This window comes from Novosphingobium sp. ST904 (genome assembly GCF_001298105.1).
Lineage (GTDB): Bacteria > Pseudomonadota > Alphaproteobacteria > Sphingomonadales > Sphingomonadaceae > Novosphingobium.
The window spans coordinates 17,164-38,949 of sequence record NZ_LGJH01000161.1 but is presented as its reverse complement, the minus strand read 5'-3'; the positions used below and the strand labels follow the sequence as shown (position 1 = coordinate 38,949).

Sequence of the window (21,786 nt, the reverse complement as noted above, 5' to 3'; positions counted from 1 at the left end):
AGCGTCAAAGATCGCCCGCGCCCGCCACGGTTTCCCGCGCCGCTTCCAGCGAGCCGATGCTCGCCGTGACGAAATGGGAAACCATCAGGGCTCCGCAGCCCAGCACCGCCGCGATCAGGGCGAACTGAAGAACCCGGCCCAGCAGCGGCCCGTCTGAAGCCAGGATGCCGGCCAGGCCCTGCCGCTTGTCACGCGCGGCGGCAGCCGCGGAAAGCGTGATGGGAATATCTCCGCCCTCGATCAACGCTATCACGCTGATCGGTTCGCGCAGGGCCACGCCGCACCGGTTGCCCAGCCGCCAGCGCACTTCGCCGGAGATGGATTGCCCTCCGACGACCATCCGCACACGCTCCCCCCGCTCAGGCGGTTTCGACATGGTCAGACGCATACCGTGCGAACTGGCATCAAGCACGAATGCTTCGCCTTCCCCACGTTCACTGCAAACACGCACTTGAACCATGGCGCGCGTACGCGCGCGCCTGATCTTTTCTTCCTTCACGCCAGCCCCCCTAGCGACCCGGTTTTCCCGTTAGACGCTAGGAGGGAATAGCTCAATTTAAAGTTAAGATCGGTTCAGGCTGCAGCGAAAAACTTATCCGAAACCAGTACTTTCTTCTTCCGGCGCCATGCGTGGAGCAGTGGCTCGGTATAGCCGTTGGGCTGGGCCACGCCCTTGAACACGAGGTCGCAGGCGGCGCGGAATGCCAGCGAAGCATCCCAATTGCCCGCCATCGGTTCATAGAGCGGATCGCCGGCATTCTGCGCATCGACCTTGGCCGCCATCCGGTGCAGTGAATCGAGTACCTGCGCTTCGGAACAGACGCCGTGCAGCAGCCAGTTCGCGATGTGCTGGCTGGAGATCCGCAGCGTGGCGCGGTCTTCCATCAGCCCCACGTCATCGATGTCAGGAACCTTGGAACAGCCGACGCCCTGATCGATCCAGCGTACGACATAGCCCAGCAGCCCCTGCGCATTGTTGTCGAGTTCCTCGCGAACTTCTTCCTCCGACCAATTCGCGCCATCTGCCAGCGGCACCTGCAACAGCAGATCAAGGGAGGGAATTTCTGCGCCTTCCATTTCCTTGCGCAGGCCGAACACGTCCACCGCGTGATAATGCATTGCGTGGAGCGTGGCCGCGATGGGTGACGGCACCCAGGCCGTATTGGCGCCGGTCCTGGGGTGGCCCACTTTCTGCTCCAGCATGTCCCGCATCATGTCTGGCGCGGCCCACATGCCCTTGCCTATCTGCGCGATGCCGGAAAGCCCGTGGCGCAGCCCGATGGCGACATTGCGCTTCTCATAGGCCTGTATCCAGGCCGATCCCTTGATCGCGCTCCTGCGGATCATCGGCCCGGCCCGCATCGATGTGTGAATCTCGTCGCCGGTGCGATCGAGGAAGCCGGTGTTGATGAAGACGATACGGTCCTTCACGGCATGGATGCAGGCCGCCAGGTTCGCCGAGGTGCGCCGTTCCTCGTCCATGACGCCGACCTTGATCGTGTGGCGTGGCAGGCCCAGCAGGTCTTCGACCGCGTTGAACAGGTCGTTGGTGAAGGCGCATTCCTGCGGCCCGTGCATCTTCGGCTTGACGATATAGATCGAGCCTTCGCGGCTGTTCCCGAAGCGGGTCAGCCCTTTCACGTCCTGCGCGGAGATGGCGCTGGTCAGCACCGCGTCCATGATCCCCTCGGGAATTTCGGAGCCGTCAGGCAGGAGGATCGCCGGATTGGTCATGAGGTGGCCGACGTTGCGGACGAACAGCAGGCTCCGCCCCGACAGCTCGAACGCTTCGCCGGAAGGCGTGGTTACTTGCCTGTTGCCGGCAAGCTCGCGGGTCTGGACCTTCCCGGCTTTCTCGAAAGTCTCGACCAGGTCGCCGCGAATGACGCCCAGCCAATTGGCATAGGCCGCAAGCTTGTCCTCGGCATCGACCGCCGCGACCGAATCCTCCAGATCGACGATAGTCGTGAGCGCCGCTTCGAGAACGATGTCGGAAATGCCCAGCCTGTCGGACCGGCCGACTTCGGTTTCAGGATCGACGACGATCTCGATGGCAAGGCCGTTCGAACGATAGAGCCGCCCCTGCGCCGTCTGCCCGACATACTGCGCCGGATCGGCCAGAATTGCTTCGAAACCGGTGGCATCCACCCAGCTTCCCGATGCCAGCGGCAGAGCCTGATCGAGGAATGCGCGCCCCGCCGCGATCACTGCGGCACCGCGAACCGGATCATAGCCCCTGCCCTGCGCCGGAGCGGCATCGAGCGCGTCCGTACCATAGAAGGCATCGTAAAGGCTGCCCCAGCGCGCATTGGCGGCATTGAGCAGGAAGCGGGCATTGAGCACGGGAACGACCAGTTGCGGCCCCGCCATCGTCGCGATTTCCGCATCGACGCCGCGCGTACCGATGGTGAAATCGCCCGGTTCGGGCACGAGATAGCCGATCTCGCGCAGGAACTGCTGATAGGCTTCCTGTTCGATCGGCTGGCCGGCGCGCGCGCCATGCCATTCATCGATGCGGGCCTGCAAGGCATCGCGCGTTTCGAGCAGGGCCCGGTTACGCGGCGCGAAATTGGCCAGCAGATCGGCAAATCCGAGCCAGAACGAACCTGCATCCTGCCCGATGGGGGCCAGAACCTCATCCTCGACGAAGCGCACCAGTGCGGCGTCGACCCGGAGGCCCGAACGTTCAACGCTGTCAGTCATCATTCCTCGCATTCCTTGCGCGCGCAGGCCCATCGGGCGAGCGGCGACCGTGACAATTCTTTTCAAGACTGTCCTGGGGAGGATGCCTATCCTATGCCGCATCCCGGCGGGAATGGCAACATGCGCCATTTACGGTCCAAAGTGGCACCACGTCGGATCAGCTTACAGCTTGCGTCGGAATAACTTACATAGGACATTCACCCTGCTCGAAAGCCGCGCGGGAACACGCGGTTGGCACGGGTGTTGCTGAACCGGATAACGTAATGGCGCCCGGCGGCGCCAGTGGGTTGCCCCTGGTTCAGGCGGGCCTTTTCGCAAGCCGGGCAGGACGTGAGGATGGGAATGTTTCGAAAACCGGGAATATTTCAGAAACTCAGCCGACTGTTCGTGATCAAGACACGCTGGGAAGCGTTCATGATCATCTACGCCCTTGCGCTTGGCGCCGTGGAACGCGGCAGCGTGTACATCACGCGCTTTCCCGGCTGGGGCGGGAAGCTGCTGTTCCTGGCGTGCACGGGCGCCGTCTTCATGGCAGGCGCCAAAATTCTCGACTGCATCAAGTACGAGAAAGCCGAAAACGCCGCAAAGGTCGAACTGGCCAAGCTCGAAACCACATCCGAACCGGAGGACAGCGGTGCCCCTGCCCTGATAACCGCTCAGGCTCCGGGCCAGATCGCTGGACAGGCAAGGCCGGACGCAGCCTGACGGGAAATCTCAGAAACTCGCGCCGTCCACCGGCCTGATCGCCAGCTTGCCAAGGTCCGCCTCGGGCACGCAGCGCAAGTTGATGGCAGCCATCGGCGTGCCATCCGGCCCTTGCGCACCGGCGAAAGGCTGGCACCCGCAAGTTGTGCAAAAACGGTGCACGATCTTGTGCTTGTAGAAGCGATATTCCCGCAACGCGTCCTCGCCACTGGAAATTCCAAGCGCATCCTCGGGCACGAATGTCAGGAGAAAACCCTTGCGGCGGCAATGCGAGCAATTGCAGCTCATCGCTTCGGAAGGAAGATCGGCATCGACGGTGAAGGACACGGCGCCGCAATGGCAACTGCCGGAATAAGCCATTCCGCTTCCCCTTCTCCAAGGTTGCCCGCCTGCATGTTTCAGGCCGGGAAGGTGGGGTGTTTCTGTTGCAAGGTACACCCCGAACCCCTGGAATCCCTTCTGTTGCCCGGTGGGTCCAACCGCGCTTTAGCTTTGTAACGTCAGGGCGTTAGCCCCTAGAATTACGCGGCGAGAGCGAGTGCTTCGTTGTCGTTGGCACTTGTGAGTTTTGAGCCTTGAACGGGTTACTCAGCCCGAATGAAAACACCGCTTTTCAACACACGTCGATCCTAGTTCGGCCCCGTCATCACCCCTGCGACAACAGGGCTGTCCCACCGGAAAACTCCGAAGGAACGGGTGATGGTGGAGCCGCCGGGTACCGCCCCCGGGTCCGCTGTGCCTATTATACGGCGCAGTTTATCATCATATCCGGTCGAAACCGGCGGAACCTCATATAGGGCGCCGGCCGGAAAAGAAAAGGGCGGGAATGACCCCGCCCTTCTGCAATTCACAGAGGATTTTTCAGCCTCAGTCCTTCTTAAGCGCGTCCCGGATTTCCGCCAGGAGTTCGACTTCGGTGGGGCCGGTGGGCGCCGCGGGCTCTTCCTTCTTGGGCAGCAGGCGGTTGGCCTGGCGCACGATCAAGAAGATGACGAAAGCGAGAATCAGGAAGTTGATGATCGCCGTGAGGAACGCACCATAGCCGAACATGGCGACACCTGCCGCCTTGAGCCCTGCGTAAGTCATGGGGCCGGTATAGCCGGCCGGAACGGTGCCCAGCACGACGAATTTGTTGCTGAAATCGATGCCTCCGGTGATGAGGCCGATAAACGGCATGATGACGTCGTCGGTCAGCGAGGCGACGATCTTGCCGAAAGCCGCGCCGATGATCACACCGACGGCGAGGTCGAGCACGTTGCCACGCGCGATGAAAGTCTTGAATTCCTGAAGCATGGGTCGTTTTCCCCTCGATCCTGTTCCGTCCACGGGCGGCTGCGCGAACCTGCCACATCGGACCTTTTGTAACAATCGGTCCTGTAACAATAGGTTGCGCCGCGATGTTCATCGTGGCCGCGCAATGCGACTGTCCTTGAACCGGGACCTCCGCCTGCTATCTATGCGGACAACAGGCGTGGCTCCTTGGCCGCGCCGATCAGGAGGATCACGCATGACCCTTTCCAACCTGGCCCGCAAGAGCCGCGCCGTGCTGGCCCTTGCGGCAGCGCTTTCGCTGGCGGCTTGCGGCTTCAACTCGGTCCCGACCAAGCAGGAAGCCGCCAAGGCCAAGTGGGCCGACGTCCAGGCCGCTTTCCAGGAACGCGCCAACCTCGTTCCCAACCTCGCCGCCGTGGCCAAGGGCGCCGCAACGCAGGAGAAGGAAATCCTGACCGGCGTGGTCGAGGCGCGCGCCAAGGCGACCAGCGTACAGGTCAATGCGGAAGACCTGAACGATCCTGCCAAGATGCAGCAGTTCCAGGCCGCCCAATCGCAGTTCGGCCAGAGCCTGTCGCGCCTGCTGGTCAGCGTCGAACAGTATCCCGACCTCAAGTCGATCGTGAACTACCAGATGCTCCAGACCCAGATCGAGGGCCAGGAAAACCGCATCCGCATCGCCGTGCGCGACTATAACGCCTCGGTTCAGGACTATAACACCGAAGTCCGCACGTTCCCGACCATGATCGGCGCCAAGCTGCGCGGCGCGGACCCGCTGGTTCCCTATCAGGCGGCCACCCCGGGGGCGGACGTCGCGCCGAGCCTCGAAGGCAAGATCTGATAACGTGACACGTTTCAGGGCCGTCTTCGCGGCCATCCTCCTGGCGTTCGGCGCGCTGCTTGCCCAGCATGCAGCCGCCGAGCCCACGTTTCCGAAACTGACCGGCCGCGTCGTCGACGATGCCCATCTCCTGCAGCCCGAAGTCGCAGCCCGGCTCACGCAGAAGCTCGACGCGCTGGAGAAGAACTCCGGCCGCCAGCTCGTGGTCGTCACCCTGCCCAGCCTTCAGGGCTACGAGATTTCCGACTACGGCTATCAACTCGGCCGTGCCTGGGGCATAGGCGAAAAGGACAAGAACACCGGCGCCCTGCTGATCGTGGCGCCCAATGAGCGCAAGGTGCGGATCGAGGTCGGCTACGGCCTTGAGCCGATCATCACCGACGGCCTCTCGTTCCTCATCGTCAACAACGACATTCTCCCCCGCTTCAAGGCCGACGACTATCCCGGCGGCATCGAGGCAGGGACCGACGCTCTCGTCAAGCAGCTCACCCTGCCGCCCGACCAGGCGCGCAAGGTGGCGGCGGATGCCGATGCCGCGCGCAAGGACAGCGGCGGCGGCTTCCCGTTCGGCGTTATCGTGTTCATCCTCATCATCGTCTTCTTCGTGGTCATGCCCATGGTCAATGAAGCGCGCGGCGGCGGCAGGCGGCGGGGCGGCTTCGGCGGCCCGATCATCTGGATGCCCGGCGGCTTCGGCAACGACGATGACGAACGACCGCTGGGGCGGCGGTGGCGGCTGGGGCGGCGGTGGCGGCTTCGGAGGCGGAGGCGGATTCTCGGGCGGCGGCGGAAGCTTCGGCGGCGGCGGCGCGAGCGGAAGCTGGTAAGGGGGACTGAGACTATGCCGACACCCGTCTATCTTTCCGCCGAGGACCGTGACCGCATCAGCGCGGCCGTGGGCGAGGCCGAAATGCACAGCGCCGGCGAGATCGTCACCGTTCTGGCGGACCGTTCGGACGGCTATACCGACGTCGCGCTCGCATGGTCGGCGATCGTCGCCTTCCTCGCGCTGGGCGCGCTGGTGATCGCGCCGGGCTTCTACATGGGCCTTTACGAGCGCCTGCTGGCCGATTGGGGCCACGAGTGGACCCCGCGCATGCTGCTGGGCCTTGCGGCTGGCGTGGCCGCGATCAAGTTCGGGGCGATGCTGCTGCTCCAGTTCTGGCAGCCGCTCAAGTTCTGGCTGGTTCCGCCGCAGATCAAGACCATGCGCGTCCATGCCCATGCCGTTCGCGCCTTCCGCATCGGCGCCGAGCAGCGCACCACCGGCCGTACCGGCGTGCTCATCTACCTCTCCATGCGCGAGCACCGCGCCGAGATCGTCGCAGATCGCGCCATCGCCGAAAAGGTCGACCCCGAAGTCTGGGGCAAGGCGATGTCGGCCATGCTCGCCCATGTCGGCGAAGGCCGCATTTGCGACGGCATGATCGTGGCGGTCGGCAAAGTCGCGCGATCCTTTCCCAGCACTTCCCTCGCGCCGATGACGACGTGAACGAACTTCCCGACAGGCTGATCGAAATATGACCGATATCTCCGCCCTTCCCCTGCCGCCCGATGCCGACGCGCCGGACGAAGTGATCTGGCAGGGCCGGTTCATCACCACCCGCAAGCGCGGCCGCTGGGAATATGTCAGCCGCGCGCGCGCATCCGCGCCGCCGTGATCCTTGCGGTGGACGCCGAGGATCATGTGATCCTCGTCGACCAGTACCGCGTGCCGCTCGGCAAGCGCTGCATCGAACTGCCCGCCGGCCTCGTCGGCGACCATGACGACAGCGCCGACGAGGACGCCAGCGTCGCCGCCGCCCGCGAACTCGAAGAGGAAACCGGCTTTCACGCAGGCCGCATGGAAAACCTGGGAGAATTCTATTCCTCGCCGGGCATGGTCAGCGAAAGCTTCACCCTGTTCCGCGCGCATGACCTTGTGAAAGTGGGCGAAGGCGGCGGCGTGGACAGCGAGGATATCGTCGTTCACCGCGTGCCACTTGCCGGGATCGAACAGGCGATCGCCGCGTGGCGCACGCAGGGCTACGCCATCGACGTGAAGCTGCTCATGCTGCTGGGCGCGCGGCTGCTGGGCTGAACCCATGCGAACGCGCTTCGGCATCTGCCAGCGCAAGCGGCGCTACGCCGCCGAGGCGGAAGCGCTGCAAGCGCAGCGAAAGCGGCCGTTACCTTGCGGCCCTATCGCTGCGCGCTTTGCCGGCAGTATCATCTGACCGGTCGAACCAAGGGCCTGCGCGTGCCCCGTTTCGTGCTGGAGAGGAAGAAGGACGAGGACGGCAGGGAGGATTTCACAGCGTCGTGAAGATCGCTCCGAAGTCCTTACCGCCGTTCCCCGCCTCCACGAAGGCCTCGTAGATCTTCGTCGCGTGTTCGCCCATCGGCACCGCGGCGCCGGAGGTTTCCGCGCCCGCCATCGCCAGCCGCAGGTCCTTCAGCATCAGCGCGGAGGCAAAGCCCCCGGCATAGCCGTTGTCCGCCGGGCTCGCCGCGCCGACGCCGGGCATCGGCGTATAGTCGTTCAGCGACCAGCAGTAGCCCGTGGCCTTGGAACTGATCTCGTAGAACGTCTGCGGATCGAGCCCGGCCTTTTCCGCCAGCGCCAGCGCCTCGCAGGTACCGATCATGTGGATCGCCAGCAGCATGTTGTTGCACATCTTGGCGACCTGCCCCGCACCGGTATCCCCGGCATGGATCGCCGCCTTGGCCATGGGCTGGAGCACCGTCTTCGCGCGCTCGAACACGTCTGAGCTGCCACCGACCATGAAGGTCAGCGTGCCGCCATTGGCCGCCGCGATGCCGCCCGATACGGGGGCATCGGCCATCGCGTAGCCGGCGGCCTGCGCCAGCCCCACCACCTCGCGCGCGGTTTCAAGGTCGATGGTCGAGCAATCGAGGAACAGCGCCCCGCGCGGGCCATGGCCGAAGACTTCGGCCGTATAGACCGAGCGCACGATCGCGCCGTTCGGCAGCATCGTCACCACCGCATCCACACCTTCTACGGCCTGGGAGACCGCGGCGAACGTCTCGCAGCCCTGTTCCGCCGCCTTGGCTACGGCTTCGGCGGACAAGTCGAAGGCTCGCACCTCATGGCCCGCCTTCACGAGATTGGCAGCCATGCCGCCGCCCATATTGCCGAGTCCGATGAAGGCGATTTTCATGACATTCTCTCCCTGGGTCGCACCACTGTCATCCCGCCGCCGGCCGGAACGATATGGGCCGGAACGGGATCGGGTTGCGCCCTTGTGCATACCTTTGACGAGCAGGAACGGCGTCAGCGGCCCTTCCAGACTCCGGGACGCTTCTCGACGAAGGCTGCCATGCCTTCGGCCTTGTCCTCGGTGGCGGTGAGAACCTGGAACATGCGGCGCTCCATGACGAGGCCGGTGTCCAGCGTCGTCTCGAAGGCCATGTTGACCAGTTCCTTGTTCATCATCGCAGCAAGCGGCGGCATGGCCGCGATCGCGGCGGCGGCCTTGAGCGCTTCGTCGAGAAGCTGCTCCAGCGGCACCACGCGGCTGACGAGGCCCGAACGCTCGGCTTCAGCGGCGTCCATCAGGCGGCCGGTGAGGCACATGTCCATGGCCTTGGACTTGCCGACTGCGCGGGTCAGGCGCTGCGAACCGCCCATGCCCGGCGCCACGCCCAGCTTCACCTCGGGCTGGCCGAACTTCGCGTTTTCCGAAGCGATGATGAAGTCCGCCATCATCGCCACCTCGCACCCGCCGCCAAGCGCGAAGCCGTTTACTGCCGCGATCCAGGGCTTGCGCGTGGCCTTGACCAGATGGCTGGTCCAACCGGCAAAGAAGTCCTCCGAATAGAACTCGGCGCCCGGCTTGTCGGCCATTTCCTTGATATCGGCACCTGCGGCGAAGGCCTTCTCGCCCGCGCCGGTAATCACCGCGCAGCCCTGGGTCTTGTCCGCCTCGAACGCCGCGAAGGCCCGGATCAGCTCTTCCAGCACCACCGAGTTGAGCGCATTGAGCGCCTGCGGGCGGTTGAGCGTGATGAGAGTGACGGCGCCGCGCGTTTCAACCAGGATCGTTTCATAGCTCATAGGGGCTTCCATTCCTCCTCTTGGGGCAGCGGCGCGAAGATCGCGTCCAGCATCGCTTCGGTTACATCTTCGGGCGCCGCAGGATTCCACTTCGGCGCATGATCCTTGTCCACGATCACCGCGCGCACGCCTTCCGCGAAATCGGGCAGCACGATCACCCGGCTGCCGATGCGGTATTCCATCGCCATGTTCCGGGCGAAGGTATCCAGCGTCAGCGAAGTGGCGAGCTGGCGCAGCGAGACCTTGCAGGCCTGCGGGCTCTTGGTCCGCAAGGTGGCAAGCTCGCGCGCGGCCCACTCGCTCTGGTCGGATTCCAGGGAGGCCAGCACCTGCTCCAGCGTGTCGAAGGCGAAGTGCCTGCGGATCTGGCCCTCGTGCGCGGCGATCTTGGGTTCCGGCGCCTTGGCCGACAGGGCGCCGAGCACGCCGCCGATTTCATGCCCGGCCGCGATGCGGCGCTTGGCTTCCGGCAGGGCTTCGCTGGGAAGATAATGCGTGGCAAGGCCCGCCCAGAGACACTCCGCACCGTCCAGCCGGGCGCCGGTCAGCGCCAGGAACTGCCCGAGGCGGCCGTCGAGACGCGAAAGGTACCAGCCGCCGCCGACGTCGGGAAACAGGCCGATGCCGGTTTCGGGCATCGCGAAGCGGGTATGTTCGGTCGCCACGCGGAACTGCGCCGGCTGCGAGATGCCGACGCCGCCGCCCATGGTCACGCCGTCCATGAAGGCAACCACCGGCTTTTCGTAAGTGAAGAGCTGGTGGTTGAGCCGGTACTCCTCGTGGAAGAACCTGCGCCCCGCCGCGCCGTGATCCTCCAGCGCGGAACGGCGCAGCAGGTTGATGTCCCCGCCCGAGCAGAAACCGCGCCCCTCGCTATGCTCGATCATCACGGCCTTCACGCCCGGATCGCCGGCCCATTCACCAAGCGATTCGCGCATCGATTCGCACATGCCCAGAGTCAGCGCATGGATCGCCTTGGGTCGGTTGAGCGAGATCACGCCCGCCACGCCCTCGCGGCGGGTCAGCAGTTCCCGGGCAAGGGCTTCGGTGCTCAACAGGTCGGTCGTCATGTCCTCGGGCCCCTTACTTGAGGAGGTCGCGGCCGATGATCATCCGCATGACCTCATTGGTTCCCTCGAGGATACGATGGACACGCAGGTCGCGCCAGAACCGCTCGATGGGATAGTCGCGAAGATAGCCGTATCCGCCGAACAGTTGCAGCGCACGGTCGACCACCGAGGAGCCGGTATCGCTGGCCATCATCTTGGCCATGGCGGCGAAGCGGGTCTTGTCGGGCGATCCGGCGGTGACCTTGCCTGCGGCGAGGTACAGCAGCGCACGGGCTGCCTCCAGTTCGGCCGCCATTTCGGCGAGGCGGAACTGGGTGTTCTGGAACTCGGCCAGGGCCACGTCGAACTGCTTGCGGTCCTTCACGTACTGGACCGCCTCGTCGAGGCAGCGCTGCGCTCCGCCCAGCGAACAGGCGCCGATGTTGAGGCGGCCGCCGTCGAGCCCGGCCATGGCGAACTTGAAGCCGTCGCCCTCGGCGCCGACGCGGTTGGCGACCGGAATGCGGGCATCCTCGAAGATCACCTGCGCGGTGGGCGATGCGTTCCAGCCGAGCTTCTTCTCAGGCGCGCCGAAGGAGACACCCGGCGTGTCCTTGTCCACCACGAAACAGGAAATCCCGCGCGACTTGTGATCGCCGGTGCGGGCCATGACGACATAGACATCATTGTAGCCGCCGCCCGAGATGAACTGCTTGGTGCCGTTGAGCACATAATGGTCGCCGTCCAGCCGCGCCGAAGTCTTGAGCGCCGCCGCATCCGAGCCGGAGCCGGGTTCGGTGAGGCAATAGGAGCCGATCTTCTCCATCGTCACCAGATCGGGAAGATAGCGGTCCTTGAGCTGCTGGTCGCCGAAAGTATCGATCATCCAGGCGACCATGTTGTGAATCGAGATATAGGCGCTGGTCGCCGGGCAGCCGTAGGACATGGCCTCCATGATGAGCGCCGCGTCGAGACGGCCGAGGCCGATGCCGCCGCTTTCCTCCGAAACGTAGATCGCCCCGAAGCCGAGTTCGCCGGCGGCCTTCCAGACATCGACCGGGTAATGGTGCTTCTCGTCCCAATCGGCCGCGTAAGGCGTGATGCGGTCGGCGGTGAACTTGCGCGCGGTCTCCTGGATCGCAAGCTGGTCCTCGGTCAGCCCAAACTGTTCGGTCATCTCTGTCCCTGTCAGGTGCGGTTAGGTGCCCTCAGGGGCACTTTGTGTAAGTGAGCGGACCGGGCATCGCGTCCGGTCCGGTATCCTTGCGGATCAATGTCTTGCCGCCGTCGGGCGATGTCAGCGCGACGTCAAGGTTCCAGCTCTGCCCTTCCCCGGTGAAGGCGAATTCACCATTGAACGAGGAAGGCGAACCGGACCTGATCGTCGCCAGCTTCGCCACCGATTCGTAGAAGGTCAGCGTATCGCCGCTGATCGTCAGCAAGCCCTTGGCGTCGCCCCGGCTGCTGGTGCAATCGGCGTCGACGAGCCCCCAGCGACCCTGCAGGGCGCCGGGAATGGCGGTGGGCATCACCGCTGGCCCGGTGCCGGCAGCGCTGCTCGGCGTGGGCTGCGGCACGGCGGTGCCGGTTTCCTGCGCGGCGGGCTCGGCCGGCTCCTTCGAACAGGCCGCAAGTCCGAGGACCAGCGCGGCTGCGGCCATGGGGGCGAGTGCGTTCCTGATCTGCATCATCAAACGTCCTTTTCGTTCCGCGGCATTGCCAAGGCAACGCCCGCGCAAGCCCCCATGTTCCGCCAGTCGGCCTCAGGCCATGGTCGGGATGATGAAGGCGCTGTCACCCGCGCCGCCATCGGGCCAGCGCTGGGTCACGGTCTTCACCTTGGTCCAGAAGCGCACGCCTTCCATGCCGTACTGGTTGTGGTCGCCGAAGGCGGAACGCTTCCAGCCGCCGAAGCTGTGATAGCTGACCGGCACCGGGATCGGAACGTTCACGCCGACCATGCCGACCTGCACACGCTGCACGAATTCGCGCGCGGCATGACCGTTGCGGGTGAAGATGGCGACGCCGTTTCCGTACTGGTGCTTCGTGGGAAGCTCCAGGGCTTCCTCAAAGTTCCTGGCACGGACGATCTGAAGCACCGGCCCGAATATCTCCTCCTTGTAGGCGCTCATCTCTGTCGTCACATGATCGAACAGCGACGGGCCTACGAAGAAGCCTTCCTCATAACCCTGAAGCGAGAAACCGCGTCCATCGACGACCAGTTCCGCGCCTTCGTCGACGCCGGTCTGAATCCAGTTCTCGATCTTCTGCTTGTGAACCGCGGTCACGACCGGGCCGTACTGGGCCTCGGGATCGTTGGACACGCCGACCTTGAGCTTGTCGATCGCGGCGACCAGCTTTTCGCGCAGAATTTCGGCGGTTTCGTCACCCACCGGGACAGCGACCGGCAGCGCCATGCAGCGCTCGCCCGCCGAGCCATAGGCTGCGCCCATGATGTCGTTGACGGCCTGATCCATGTCCGCATCCGGCATGACGATGGCGTGGTTCTTCGCGCCGCCCATCGCCTGCACGCGCTTGCCGGCGGCAACGCCGCGCGAATAGACGTACTGCGCGATATCCGACGACCCGACGAAGCTGACCGCCGCGATACCGGGGTGATCGAGGATCGCGTCGACCATTTCCTTGTCGCCATGGACGACCTGCAGCACGCCTTCCGGCGCGCCGGCTTCGATGAAGAGTTCGGCGAGGCGGTTCGGCACCGAAGGATCGCGCTCGGACGGCTTGAGGATGAAGGTGTTGCCCACCGCCACGGCCGGGGCGAACATCCACAGCGGGATCATCGCCGGGAAGTTGAACGGCGTGATGCCCGCGCCGACGCCGAGCGGCTGGCGCATCGAATAGACATCGATGCCCGGACCGGCGCCCTGCGTGTATTCGCCCTTGAGCATGTGCGGGATTCCGCAGCAGAACTCCACCACTTCAAGGCCGCGCTGGATGTCACCCTTGGCATCGTCCACCACCTTGCCGTGCTCGGAAGCGAGCATTTCGGCAAGCGACTGCATGTTCTGTTCGATCAGTTCCTTGAACTTGAACAGCACGCGCGCGCGGCGCTGGGGATTGGTGGCGGCCCACTTGGGCTGCACGGCATGGGCGGTGGCCACGGCACGGTCGAGCAGCGCCTTGTCGCCAAGCGGGACCTGGGCCTGGACCTGCCCGGTGCTGGGGTTGAAGACATCGCCCAGACGGGCGGCCGAACCGCCGCTTCCGCCGACAACGAAGTGGTCAATCAGCCGCATTCCTCATCCTTTCGCAATTTCTTTCCCCGAACGCCCGCAAGCGCTCTTTGAGGGGTAGGTGGTCCCGGTCCGATTTGCAGGCAAGCTGAAAATACGCCATCGATAACTGCACATTTGCAGCCGGACGGACAATTCTCCGCAGTGACGATACCTTGACGATGCATTCCATTGACTGGAGCGACTACCAGGCCTTCCTCGCCATCGCCCGGGCGGGGCAACTGGCGGGAGCGGCACGGCTGCTCGGGGTGGACCCCACCACCGTGGGACGCCGCCTGCGCCGCCTTGAAGCCGCGCTCGGCACCACGCTGTTCGAACAGACCCGCAGCGGCCAGGAACTGACCGAGGCAGGCGAAACCCTGCTCTCCTCGGTCGAGGCCATGGCCAGCGCAGCCGGCCGGATCACCGAACCCGCCCAGGGCAGCGACGGCCTTTACGGCACCCTGCGCATCAGCACGTCGGAAGGATTCGGCTGCTGGTTCCTTGCCCGGCACCTGCCCGGATTCCAGGCTGAACACCCGCGCCTCGCCATCGATCTCGTCGCCAGCAGCGGGTTCCTCAGCCCGACCCGGCGCGAGGCGGATGTCGCTGTCATGCTCTCCCGCCCCCGCACCGGGCCGCTGGTGGCGCACAAGCTCTCGGACTACACGCTCGCCCTCTACGGGACGCGGGACTATCTCGATGCCCACGGCAGCCCCGCGCGCCCGGCAGACCTGCTGGAGGGCCATGCCATGGTCGGCTACATTCCCGACCTGCTCTATTCGCCCGAACTGCGCTATCTAGACGAGATCCAGCCGGGCCTGAAGGCGGCGATCCGCTCGCCCAGCATCACCGCGCAGCACAGTCTCGTCGCCAGCGGCGGCGGGCTTGGCGTCCTGCCCTGCTTCATGGCCGATTCCGATCCGAGACTGGTTCAGGTCCTGCCCGAATGCCGGATAACCCGCGCATTCTGGTTCGTGACTCACCAGGATATCCGCAAGCTTCCGCGGGTGACGCTCTTCCGCCAATGGCTTGACGAAACCGCCCGACGGATGGAGGGAGTTCTCAAGCCATGATGCGTCGCAACATCGCAGTAACAGGATGACAGACCCAGTGACCACGACCACCATCGACCCGGCCGAGTTCCGCAAGGTCCTGGGCAGCTACCCGACCGGCGTCTGCGTGATCACCGCGCTCGACGATGGCAAGCCCGCGGGCATGGTCGTCGGCTCGTTCACCTCCGTTTCGCTCGATCCGCCACTGGTCGGCTTCTTCCCCGACAGGAAGTCCTCGTCCTGGCCGCTGATCGAGAAGGCCGGGCATTTCTGCGTCAACGTCATGGCCAGCGACCAGACAGAAGTCTGCCGGGCCGTCACGGCCAAGGGCGACCAGAAGTTCGTCGGCGTGGAATATACGGTATCGGACCATAACCTGCCGATCATCGCGGACTCGATCGCCGCGATCGAATGCCGCCTCTATTCGGTAACCGAAGCGGGCGACCACTGGTTCGTGCTGGGCGAAGTGCTGCGCATGGAAGCAGTGCGCGAGAACGATCCCATGCTGTTCCACAAAGGCCGCTACGGCGGTTTCGCCGAACGCATGTAACAAGGGTTCTTGACTCCCGGGGCGCTCGCTGTTCACCCGTTCAGCGCAAATCGAGTGCATCCGCGGGAGAGAATTTCATGACACGTTCGCTTGAAGGCAAGGTCGCCGTCGTCACGGGCGGCGGCTCGGGCATCGGGCGCGGCATCGCGCTGCGCCTTGCCGAGGACAAGGCCGCCATCGCCGTATGGGACCTCAATCCCGAAGGCGCGGCCGAAACGGTGCGGCTGATCGAGCAAGCCGGCGGCAAGGCCCTGGCGATCACCGCCGACTGTTCGGACAAGGCCGCGATCAAGGCCGCCGCCGACGAAACACGCGGCACGTTCGGCCCGATCACCATCCTCGTCAACAATGCCGGCATCGCACCCTTCACGCCTTTCCTGGATATCGGCGAGGACGAGTTCGACAAGGTGATCCGCATCAACCTCAAGGGACCGTGGCTGGTTACCAAGGAAATCGTGCCGGACATGCTGGCGGCGCAGTGGGGGCGGATCATCAACATCACTTCCTCTTCCACCCAGTCCGGCTCCTTTGCGCAAAGCCACTACGTCTCGTCGAAGGGCGGCCTGCTCGGCATGACCAAGGCGCTGGCGATGGAACTGGGCGGCACCGGCATCACCGCCAACATGATCCCGCCCGGCTCGATCGACACGCCGATGCTGCGCCAGGCCCCGATCGACGCCGAGGCCTATGGCAAGTCCCTCCCGGTCAAGCGCCTCGGCAAGGTCGAGGACATCGCGGCGGCGGCAGCTTTCCTCGCCTCCGAGGAAGCCAGCTACATGACCGGGCAGACGATCAGCACCAATGGCGGCCGCTACATGGGCTCTGCCTGATTTGATCAGTGCGTCATGCGTGCGGGCGCGCTAGCCTCCTGCGCATGACGCAAGACTTCAGCATCGAAACCGGCGGAGCCACGCTTTCGGGATACCGCCGCGAGGGATCCGGGACGCCGCTCGTACTGGTCCACGGTTTCGGCGGCTCCCGGCACGACTGGGAGCCGATCGTGGCCGCCCTGCCCGCCGACCTTCCGTTGATCGCCTACGACCAGCGCGGCTTCGGCGATTCCACCGGCGCTCCCGGCGTGCCGTTCTCCCATTCGGACGACCTGCTCGCCCTGCTCGAAACCCTCGGCATTGCGCAAGCAGACCTGTGCGGCCTCTCGCTTGGCGGGGGCACCGTGCTGAACTTCGCCCTGAACCACCCGGAGCGCGTGCGGCGGCTGGTGATGGTCAGCCCGCTCATGCTGGGCTGGTCCTGGAGCGCGGACTGGATCGAGCGCTGGAAAGCGATCGGCCGCGCCGCACGGGGCGGCGATATCGCGTCCGCCCGGGAGCTCTGGTGGAATCACCCCCTGTTCGAAACCACGCGCGAAAGCCTGGAGTCACAGCGGCTCCGCGCCGGGATAGAAGCCTTTCACGGCCGCCAATGGATACAGGACGACCAGCGCCCGGAACTGCCCGAGGCCGAGCGGCTGACCGATCTCGCCACGCCGACCCTGCTGCTGACCGGCAGCCGCGACACCGAGGACTTCCGGCTCATGGCCGCCCTGATCGATGCTGCGAGCGAGCAGGTGTCGCGGATCGACCATGAAGGCGCCGGCCACCTGCTCAACCTCGAAATTCCCGCCAGGCTGGCGGGGGAAATCACCGCCTTCGTTCAGAATCGGTAGCGGATCTCCAGCCCGTAAGTGCGCGGCTCGCCCACGGCAGCGGCATTGTGGCCCAGCGCTGCGGCCAGCGTCATGCCGCCGACGAAATAGGCCTTGTCGGTCACGTTCTTGACGAAGAGCGCGGCCGAGAAGTCCGATCCCATGATCCCGTTCCAGTCGAGCCGCCCGTTCACCAGCACATAGCCCGGCAGCTTCGTTCCCGGCGCGATCGAGTTGGCCGCATTGGAGAAGTATTGCGCCGTCTGCCCATAAAGGTCGCCGCGCAGCGAGACTTCGCCCGCCTCCTCACCCACCGGCAGGAAGACTTGCGCATAGGCCGTGCCGGAGAACTCCGGCGTATCGCCTACCGGACCATAGGAATAGGGCGTGCCGAACAGTTCGATGTTTCCGTTCGTGAACGTCGCCTTGGTATAGGCCGCCGAACCGCCCAGTTCGAGCCACGTCGCCGGGCGGAGATTGCCCTGCGCCTCGAAGCCCCAGATGCGTTCCGAAGGCACATTGGCGGTCACCGCAATCGAGGCGAGCCCGCCGGGGCCATCCGGATCGGGGAACTCCACGCGCTGCACATCCTGCACCCACTGGATGAACACGGCGCTGGCGAAGTTCGCGGGGCGGCCCATCACGTCACCGGCGTACTTCAGGCCGCCTTCGATATCCTGCGTGTGTTCGGAATTGAACAGGTTGCCGCCATCGGTAGCCGTCGCGTTGACCGGCGGGGCCGCACCGTTGAAGCCGCCCGAACGGAAGCTGCCGCGCGTCTTGAGATAGGCGAACCACTCCGGCGAAACCTTGTACTCCAGCCCCACTTCCCATGACGGATCGGAGAAGGTCTTCTTCTGGTCGCGCGCCGTAAGTATAGGTCGCGCCGGGCAACTGGGCGATCGAGACCCGCTCCCAGGTGTAGCGCAGGCCGCCGGTCAGCTTCAGGTCCGGCAACACGGCATAGGACACCTGGCCGTAGACCGCATTGGTCCGGTTGCGGATGCGGAAGTTGTTGGTGACGTAGCTGGGCGGAATGATCGGCGAGACATCGAAATAGGTCTGCGGCCAGAGCGTGTCGCTGCGCTGCTTCTGGAAGTAATAGCCGAAGATATAGTCCAGCTTGCCATCCATCGCATCGCCGACCAGCTGCAATTCCTCGGAGACGGAGCGGACCTTCAGCTGGTTTCCGAACTCGCCCGCAGCGGCATTGGCGGTCAGGATCGTCACGAAAGGCGCGCCGAGCTGAGGCTGTTCGGAGCGGGTTTTCGAATCCGACCAGCCGAAGATGTTGCGCAGCTTGGCGCTGTCGCTCAGGTCGACTTCGGTTGTGTTGGTGAGGAACCAGTCCTTGCCATGGTGGCTGGCCCCGCCGGGATGGCGCGTCTTGTAAGGCCCGATGCGGCGCTGTTCGTTCACGTAGTCGATCAGGCCCGGCGCATAGGCATCCGGATGCGCGGCGAGATAAGCCTCCCACGCGCCCGGTCCGGCGACGGAATCGAGCGTCGGCCCGAACAGCAGCCCTGCCCCGCAGGTCAGCGCGAAGCCGTTGTTGGTCTGGCCGCAGGAATAGACGCTGTAAGTGTAGGACGCACCGGTATTGGTGCGCGCGTGTTGGTATATTGCAGCATGGTGGTGTTGCTGATCGTGTCGGTGGGCTCCACCGTCAGCGTCACACGGCCACTGTCGCGGCGGATGTCGCCCAGACGCTCGTCGTTGAGCAGGTTGCGGATGTAGCCGTCCTTGCGGATCACGTCGAAGGCGCCGCGCAGCAGGATCTTGTCCGCCAGCAGGGGCACGTTCAGCATCCCCTCGCCTTCCCACATGCCGTAATTGCCGACCCGGCCGGTCAGCGCCGCCTCCAGCTTGTCGCTGGGCCTGGCCGAATTGTAGAGCACCGCGCCGCCGGTGGCATTGCGCCCGAACAGCGTGCCCTGCGGGCCTTTCAGGACCTGCACGTTCTCGAGATCGTAGAACGAGGAAGCGCTGTTGATCGTCAGCGGCACTTCGTTGAGGTAGGCGATCACCGCCGAGGGCGAACCCGAGAACGTATCCGCCGATTGCCCACGGATCGAATAGGTCAGCGAGTTGTTGCCCTGCGTCTGGCGGATCGTCAGGCCCGGCGCGATGCGTTGCAGGTCGGAATCGGTCTTCACCCCGCGCTCGACCAGATCGGTGGCATTGAGGGCGGTGATCGCCGCCGGCACGGTGGACAGGCTTTCGTCACGCCGCCGCGCGGTGACGACGATATCGCCTTCGTGGATCGTAACGCCGCCCGGCGATGCCTGCTGCGATTGTGCATAGGCGCCGTCCATTCCAGACAGCACCGTTCCAGCCGCCAGCGCGGCCTTCAGCCAGTTCCTCATGGTCCCTCTCCTCCCCGGGAAGCGGCACACCACCGCTTCCAATGCTTCGCCCCGTCTTCGGGGTCTTCAGCCGTCGAGCCGCTCCATCGCCGCGAATGCCGCGGCGCGAGCGTCGAATATCTGCTCCAGATGGTTGACCGGATCGCCCACGGTCACGCCGCCTTCCACCGGGATCACCGCGCCGGTCATGTGGCGCGAACGGTCGCTGGCGAGGAACAGCGCCACTTGCGCCACGTCCTCCGGCTCTCCGCGCCGCTTGATGAGCTGGTTGGAGAGGTAGACCGCATTCACCCCCTCCTCGATCCGCGCGGCAAGGCCGTTCTCGGCCCCCTTCTCTCCGAACGAGGACAATTCGGTGCGCACATGGCCCGGCACGATGCAGTTCACCCGGATGCCGTGCCGCGCCAGATCGATGGCGGAGGACTTGGAGAACTGGATCAGCGCCGCCTTCGACGCGCGATAGGTCATCATCGCATGGCCTGCGAGCGTGCCGGCGATGGAGGCATTGTTGAGGATCACGCCGCCCCGTTTTTGACCATTTGGGCCTGCCTTCGCCATGATCCGCGCCGCATTGCGCGTGCCCAGCATGGGCCCAAGCACGTTGACGCGCATCACCCGGTCGAAATCCTCCAGCGTATCGTCCAGAAAGCTGGGAAACGCGCCGCAGGACATGCCCGCATTGTTGAACAGCACGTCGATCCCGCCGAAGCGGGAGACGGCGGCCTCGATCATCGCCTCCACCGCCGCCGGATCGGATACGTCGGTGCGCTGATAGACCGCCGAAGCGCCCAGCCTTTCCGCCAGCGCTTCTCCCGCCTCGTCCGCGATATCGGCGATGACGACCTTTGCGCCCTCCGCCGCGAACAGTTCCACGGTGGCGCGGCCGATGCCGCTGGCGCCGCCGGTCACGACCGCCACTTTGCCCGCAAGTTCCATCAGCGCGCCTCGAAAGTGATCGGCAGCGACTCGATGGTGCGCGTGGCGACGGTGGGCGTGTAGCGGATCGCGCTTTCGGGAATGGCGAGACGCAGGTTCTTCATCTGCCGGACGATCTCCCGCGCGGCCACCTTCACTTCCATGCGCGCCAGCGCCAGCCCGATACAGCGGTGCGGGCCGCCGCCGAAGGCCACGTGGCGGCCGAGATTGGGGCGCGTCAGATCGAACTTGCGCGGCTCCGGGAACACCGTCTCGTCACGTTGCCCGATCCGTAGACCAGCAGCATATGCGCATGGGCCGGGATCGTCGTGCCGTTCACGGTGACTTCGCGCGTGGTCATGCGGCTGAGCGCGCGCACCGGCGGTTCGGCGCGCAAATGCTCCTCCACGAAGCGACCCAGCTGGCGATCGTCGTCCGCCACGCTCTCCAGCAGTTCGGCCATGCCGGGGCGCGTGGTGAGGACGTAGAACAGGTTGCCGATGGCGGTCGCAGTGGTGTCGTTGCCCGCGATCAGCGTGGCGCGCACCAGCGAGACGGCCTCTGCAAAGGTCAGCTTCTCCTTGCCGCCATCCTCATTGGTAACTTGCGCATGAACCAGATCGGAAAGCATGTCTTCCGACGGGTTCGCCTCGCGCTGCCTCATCTTGGCGATCAGGTATTGCTGAAGCTCCGCGATCTGCGCGGCATTGGCCAGCATCGTCTCGCGGCTCTGCATCGCGCCGATCTGCGCGGTGACCGCGACCGACCAGCGCGAAATCTGCTCCTCCATGCCCTGATCGAGCCCGAGCTGCTCCACGATCACCCGGATGGTCAGCGGAATCGCGATGTCCTTTACGGCATCGCACCGGCCATCGCCGCGCGCCACCACATCGGCGATCACCCCGCGCACCACTTCGGTGATGCGCGGCTCCAGTTCCTTCACGCGGTGCGCGGTGAAGGCCTGCTCCATCAGCTTGCGGATGCGTGTGTGATAGGGCGGATCGGACATGATCGCGTCCGGGAAATAGCCCCCGCCATGCTCTTCGAGGTAAGCCTGAAACTCCTCCCGCATCCCGCGCGCCTGCTGTTCGGAATAGCCGTGCTTCACCGAGAAGGTCACCGGGTCGGACTGGATCTGCGCAATATCCTCGTGCCGCGTCACCAGCCAGGAACCGAGCCGCTCGTCATAGTGGATCGGATCGCCGTGGCGCATGACGCGGTAGAACGGGTTAGGCTGCGCCTGGATCGTGGTATCGGCCAGCGAACCGCTGCCCAGCAGCGCCTGCTCTTCGGCGGTGAGTTCCCGCCGCTCGCTGATCCGGTCTTCGCTTGCCCCAATTTGCGTTGACGTTGCCATGTACCCTGTCCCGTGAATTGATGCAGCGGTTCGTGCCG

The 21,786-nt window shown here is 65.0% G+C and carries 20 protein-coding genes, 1 other RNA gene and 5 pseudogenes; 9 read left to right on the top strand and 17 right to left on the bottom strand.

Annotated features, from left to right (window positions below; translation table 11 throughout):
* Positions 1-4: 4 nt before the first annotated feature.
* On the bottom strand, positions 5-499 hold the full coding sequence (locus tag ADT71_RS23260) for a PilZ domain-containing protein (protein ID WP_082370517.1): 495 nt from the start codon (positions 497-499) through the stop codon (positions 5-7).
* A 74-nt stretch (positions 500-573) separates the two neighbouring features.
* A complete protein-coding gene (locus tag ADT71_RS23255; protein ID WP_054440890.1) occupies positions 574-2,703 on the bottom strand; it encodes a malate synthase G in 2,130 nt (709 codons plus the stop codon).
* Positions 2,704-3,063: 360 nt separating this feature from the next.
* Here ADT71_RS23255 and ADT71_RS23250 point away from each other — a divergent pair.
* Positions 3,064-3,303: pseudogene (locus tag ADT71_RS23250) on the top strand (hypothetical protein); the annotation flags it as partial.
* 114 nt (positions 3,304-3,417) lie between these two features.
* Here ADT71_RS23250 and ADT71_RS23245 read toward each other — a convergent pair.
* From ADT71_RS23245 to mscL, 3 genes are all read right to left on the bottom strand, one after another.
* Positions 3,418-3,768, bottom strand: coding sequence for a GFA family protein (locus ADT71_RS23245; protein WP_054440752.1), 351 nt, complete (start codon positions 3,766-3,768; stop codon positions 3,418-3,420).
* A 50-nt stretch (positions 3,769-3,818) separates the two neighbouring features.
* Positions 3,819-4,230: a transfer-messenger RNA gene (gene ssrA / locus ADT71_RS30680) on the bottom strand.
* Positions 4,231-4,275: 45 nt separating this feature from the next.
* Entirely contained in the window at positions 4,276-4,701 is a 426-nt protein-coding gene (mscL, locus tag ADT71_RS23240; RefSeq protein ID WP_054440750.1) for a large conductance mechanosensitive channel protein MscL, read from the bottom strand.
* A gap of 214 nt (positions 4,702-4,915) precedes the next feature.
* Between mscL and ADT71_RS23235 the strand changes: the two genes are divergently transcribed.
* From ADT71_RS23235 to ADT71_RS23220, 4 genes and pseudogenes are all read left to right on the top strand, one after another.
* Positions 4,916-5,521 carry a LemA family protein gene (locus ADT71_RS23235; RefSeq protein ID WP_054440748.1) on the top strand — a complete coding sequence of 202 codons (606 nt, stop codon included), beginning with the start codon at positions 4,916-4,918 and terminating at the stop codon, positions 5,519-5,521.
* 4 nt (positions 5,522-5,525) lie between these two features.
* Positions 5,526-5,942, top strand: a pseudogene (locus tag ADT71_RS35975) (YgcG family protein); the annotation flags it as partial.
* 420 nt (positions 5,943-6,362) lie between these two features.
* Positions 6,363-7,045 (top strand): annotated as a pseudogene (locus ADT71_RS23225) (TPM domain-containing protein).
* Positions 7,042-7,601: pseudogene (locus tag ADT71_RS23220) on the top strand (NUDIX hydrolase). The pseudogenes ADT71_RS23225 and ADT71_RS23220 overlap by 4 nt, the downstream one beginning before the upstream one ends.
* Positions 7,602-7,812: 211 nt before the next feature.
* Here the strand turns inward: ADT71_RS23220 and mmsB are convergent.
* From mmsB to ADT71_RS23190, 6 genes are all read right to left on the bottom strand, one after another.
* The gene (gene mmsB / locus ADT71_RS23215) at positions 7,813-8,772 is read right to left on the bottom strand and encodes a 3-hydroxyisobutyrate dehydrogenase (protein WP_156336772.1); all 960 of its coding nucleotides are present in this window, start codon (positions 8,770-8,772) and stop codon (positions 7,813-7,815) included.
* 23 nt (positions 8,773-8,795) lie between these two features.
* A complete protein-coding gene (locus tag ADT71_RS23210; RefSeq protein WP_054440745.1) occupies positions 8,796-9,578 on the bottom strand; it encodes an enoyl-CoA hydratase-related protein in 783 nt (260 codons plus the stop codon).
* Positions 9,575-10,648, bottom strand: coding sequence for an enoyl-CoA hydratase/isomerase family protein (locus ADT71_RS23205; protein WP_054440744.1), 1,074 nt, complete (start codon positions 10,646-10,648; stop codon positions 9,575-9,577). The genes ADT71_RS23210 and ADT71_RS23205 overlap by 4 nt, the downstream gene beginning before the upstream one ends.
* A gap of 13 nt (positions 10,649-10,661) precedes the next feature.
* Positions 10,662-11,804 carry an acyl-CoA dehydrogenase family protein gene (locus ADT71_RS23200; protein ID WP_054440743.1) on the bottom strand — a complete coding sequence of 381 codons (1,143 nt, stop codon included), beginning with the start codon at positions 11,802-11,804 and terminating at the stop codon, positions 10,662-10,664.
* 31 nt (positions 11,805-11,835) lie between these two features.
* On the bottom strand, positions 11,836-12,318 hold the full coding sequence (locus ADT71_RS23195) for a hypothetical protein (protein WP_054440741.1): 483 nt from the start codon (positions 12,316-12,318) through the stop codon (positions 11,836-11,838).
* Between the two features lie 72 nt (positions 12,319-12,390).
* Positions 12,391-13,884 carry a CoA-acylating methylmalonate-semialdehyde dehydrogenase gene (locus ADT71_RS23190; protein ID WP_054440739.1) on the bottom strand — a complete coding sequence of 498 codons (1,494 nt, stop codon included), beginning with the start codon at positions 13,882-13,884 and terminating at the stop codon, positions 12,391-12,393.
* Positions 13,885-14,042: 158 nt separating this feature from the next.
* On the opposite strand from ADT71_RS23190, the gene ADT71_RS23185 reads away from it, so the two are divergent.
* The 4 genes from ADT71_RS23185 (at position 14,043) to ADT71_RS23170 (ending at position 17,131) form a co-directional block, all read left to right on the top strand.
* Positions 14,043-14,936, top strand: coding sequence for a LysR family transcriptional regulator (locus tag ADT71_RS23185; protein ID WP_054440737.1), 894 nt, complete (start codon positions 14,043-14,045; stop codon positions 14,934-14,936).
* Between the two features lie 37 nt (positions 14,937-14,973).
* A complete protein-coding gene (locus ADT71_RS23180) occupies positions 14,974-15,465 on the top strand; it encodes a flavin reductase family protein (RefSeq protein ID WP_054440735.1) in 492 nt (163 codons plus the stop codon).
* 77 nt (positions 15,466-15,542) lie between these two features.
* Positions 15,543-16,295, top strand: coding sequence for an SDR family NAD(P)-dependent oxidoreductase (locus ADT71_RS23175; RefSeq protein ID WP_054440733.1), 753 nt, complete (start codon positions 15,543-15,545; stop codon positions 16,293-16,295).
* A gap of 44 nt (positions 16,296-16,339) precedes the next feature.
* Positions 16,340-17,131, top strand: a complete 792-nt coding sequence (locus ADT71_RS23170) for an alpha/beta fold hydrolase (protein ID WP_054440731.1) — start codon at positions 16,340-16,342, stop codon at positions 17,129-17,131.
* On the opposite strand, the gene ADT71_RS35150 is transcribed toward ADT71_RS23170, so the two are convergent.
* The 6 genes and pseudogenes from ADT71_RS35150 to ADT71_RS35135 form a co-directional block, all read right to left on the bottom strand.
* Entirely contained in the window at positions 17,119-17,937 is an 819-nt protein-coding gene (locus tag ADT71_RS35150; protein ID WP_156336769.1) for a TonB-dependent receptor, read from the bottom strand. The two genes, ADT71_RS23170 and ADT71_RS35150, sit on opposite strands and share 13 nt — an antisense overlap.
* Positions 17,938-18,007: 70 nt before the next feature.
* Positions 18,008-18,628 (bottom strand): annotated as a pseudogene (locus ADT71_RS35145) (TonB-dependent receptor domain-containing protein); the annotation flags it as partial.
* Positions 18,629-18,645: 17 nt separating this feature from the next.
* Complete coding sequence (locus ADT71_RS23155) at positions 18,646-19,476, bottom strand: TonB-dependent receptor plug domain-containing protein (protein ID WP_054440725.1); 831 nt, start codon at positions 19,474-19,476, stop codon at positions 18,646-18,648.
* Positions 19,477-19,542: 66 nt separating this feature from the next.
* Entirely contained in the window at positions 19,543-20,412 is an 870-nt protein-coding gene (locus ADT71_RS23150; protein ID WP_054440724.1) for an SDR family NAD(P)-dependent oxidoreductase, read from the bottom strand.
* Positions 20,412-20,660, bottom strand: coding sequence for a cytochrome P450 (locus tag ADT71_RS35140; RefSeq protein ID WP_255351687.1), 249 nt, complete (start codon positions 20,658-20,660; stop codon positions 20,412-20,414). Before ADT71_RS35140 ends, ADT71_RS23150 begins: the two co-directional genes overlap by 1 nt.
* Positions 20,630-21,748 (bottom strand): cytochrome P450, encoded by a 1,119-nt coding sequence (locus tag ADT71_RS35135; RefSeq protein ID WP_255351686.1) that lies wholly within the window; start codon positions 21,746-21,748, stop codon positions 20,630-20,632. Before ADT71_RS35135 ends, ADT71_RS35140 begins: the two co-directional genes overlap by 31 nt.
* Between the last annotated feature and the right edge of the window lie 38 nt (positions 21,749-21,786).

Bases quoted from the DNA above. Each gene is read 5' to 3' on its own strand.
- ADT71_RS35135 (WP_255351686.1), bottom strand. From the start codon at position 21,748: ATGGCAACGTCAACGCAAATTGGGGCAAGCGAAGACCGGATCAGCGAG.
- mscL (WP_054440750.1), bottom strand. From the start codon at position 4,701: ATGCTTCAGGAATTCAAGACTTTCATCGCGCGTGGCAACGTGCTCGAC.
- ADT71_RS23175 (WP_054440733.1), top strand. From the start codon at position 15,543: ATGACACGTTCGCTTGAAGGCAAGGTCGCCGTCGTCACGGGCGGCGGC.
- mmsB (WP_156336772.1), bottom strand. From the start codon at position 8,772: ATGCACAAGGGCGCAACCCGATCCCGTTCCGGCCCATATCGTTCCGGC.
- ADT71_RS23255 (WP_054440890.1), bottom strand. From the start codon at position 2,703: ATGACTGACAGCGTTGAACGTTCGGGCCTCCGGGTCGACGCCGCACTG.
- ADT71_RS23150 (WP_054440724.1), bottom strand. From the start codon at position 20,412: ATGGAACTTGCGGGCAAAGTGGCGGTCGTGACCGGCGGCGCCAGCGGC.
- ADT71_RS23190 (WP_054440739.1), bottom strand. From the start codon at position 13,884: ATGCGGCTGATTGACCACTTCGTTGTCGGCGGAAGCGGCGGTTCGGCC.
- ADT71_RS23155 (WP_054440725.1), bottom strand. From the start codon at position 19,476: ATGAGGAACTGGCTGAAGGCCGCGCTGGCGGCTGGAACGGTGCTGTCT.
- ADT71_RS23170 (WP_054440731.1), top strand. From the start codon at position 16,340: ATGACGCAAGACTTCAGCATCGAAACCGGCGGAGCCACGCTTTCGGGA.
- ADT71_RS23235 (WP_054440748.1), top strand. From the start codon at position 4,916: ATGACCCTTTCCAACCTGGCCCGCAAGAGCCGCGCCGTGCTGGCCCTT.
- ADT71_RS23195 (WP_054440741.1), bottom strand. From the start codon at position 12,318: ATGATGCAGATCAGGAACGCACTCGCCCCCATGGCCGCAGCCGCGCTG.
- ADT71_RS23205 (WP_054440744.1), bottom strand. From the start codon at position 10,648: ATGACGACCGACCTGTTGAGCACCGAAGCCCTTGCCCGGGAACTGCTG.
- ADT71_RS23200 (WP_054440743.1), bottom strand. From the start codon at position 11,804: ATGACCGAACAGTTTGGGCTGACCGAGGACCAGCTTGCGATCCAGGAG.
- ADT71_RS23185 (WP_054440737.1), top strand. From the start codon at position 14,043: ATGCATTCCATTGACTGGAGCGACTACCAGGCCTTCCTCGCCATCGCC.
- ADT71_RS23245 (WP_054440752.1), bottom strand. From the start codon at position 3,768: ATGGCTTATTCCGGCAGTTGCCATTGCGGCGCCGTGTCCTTCACCGTC.
- ADT71_RS23210 (WP_054440745.1), bottom strand. From the start codon at position 9,578: ATGAGCTATGAAACGATCCTGGTTGAAACGCGCGGCGCCGTCACTCTC.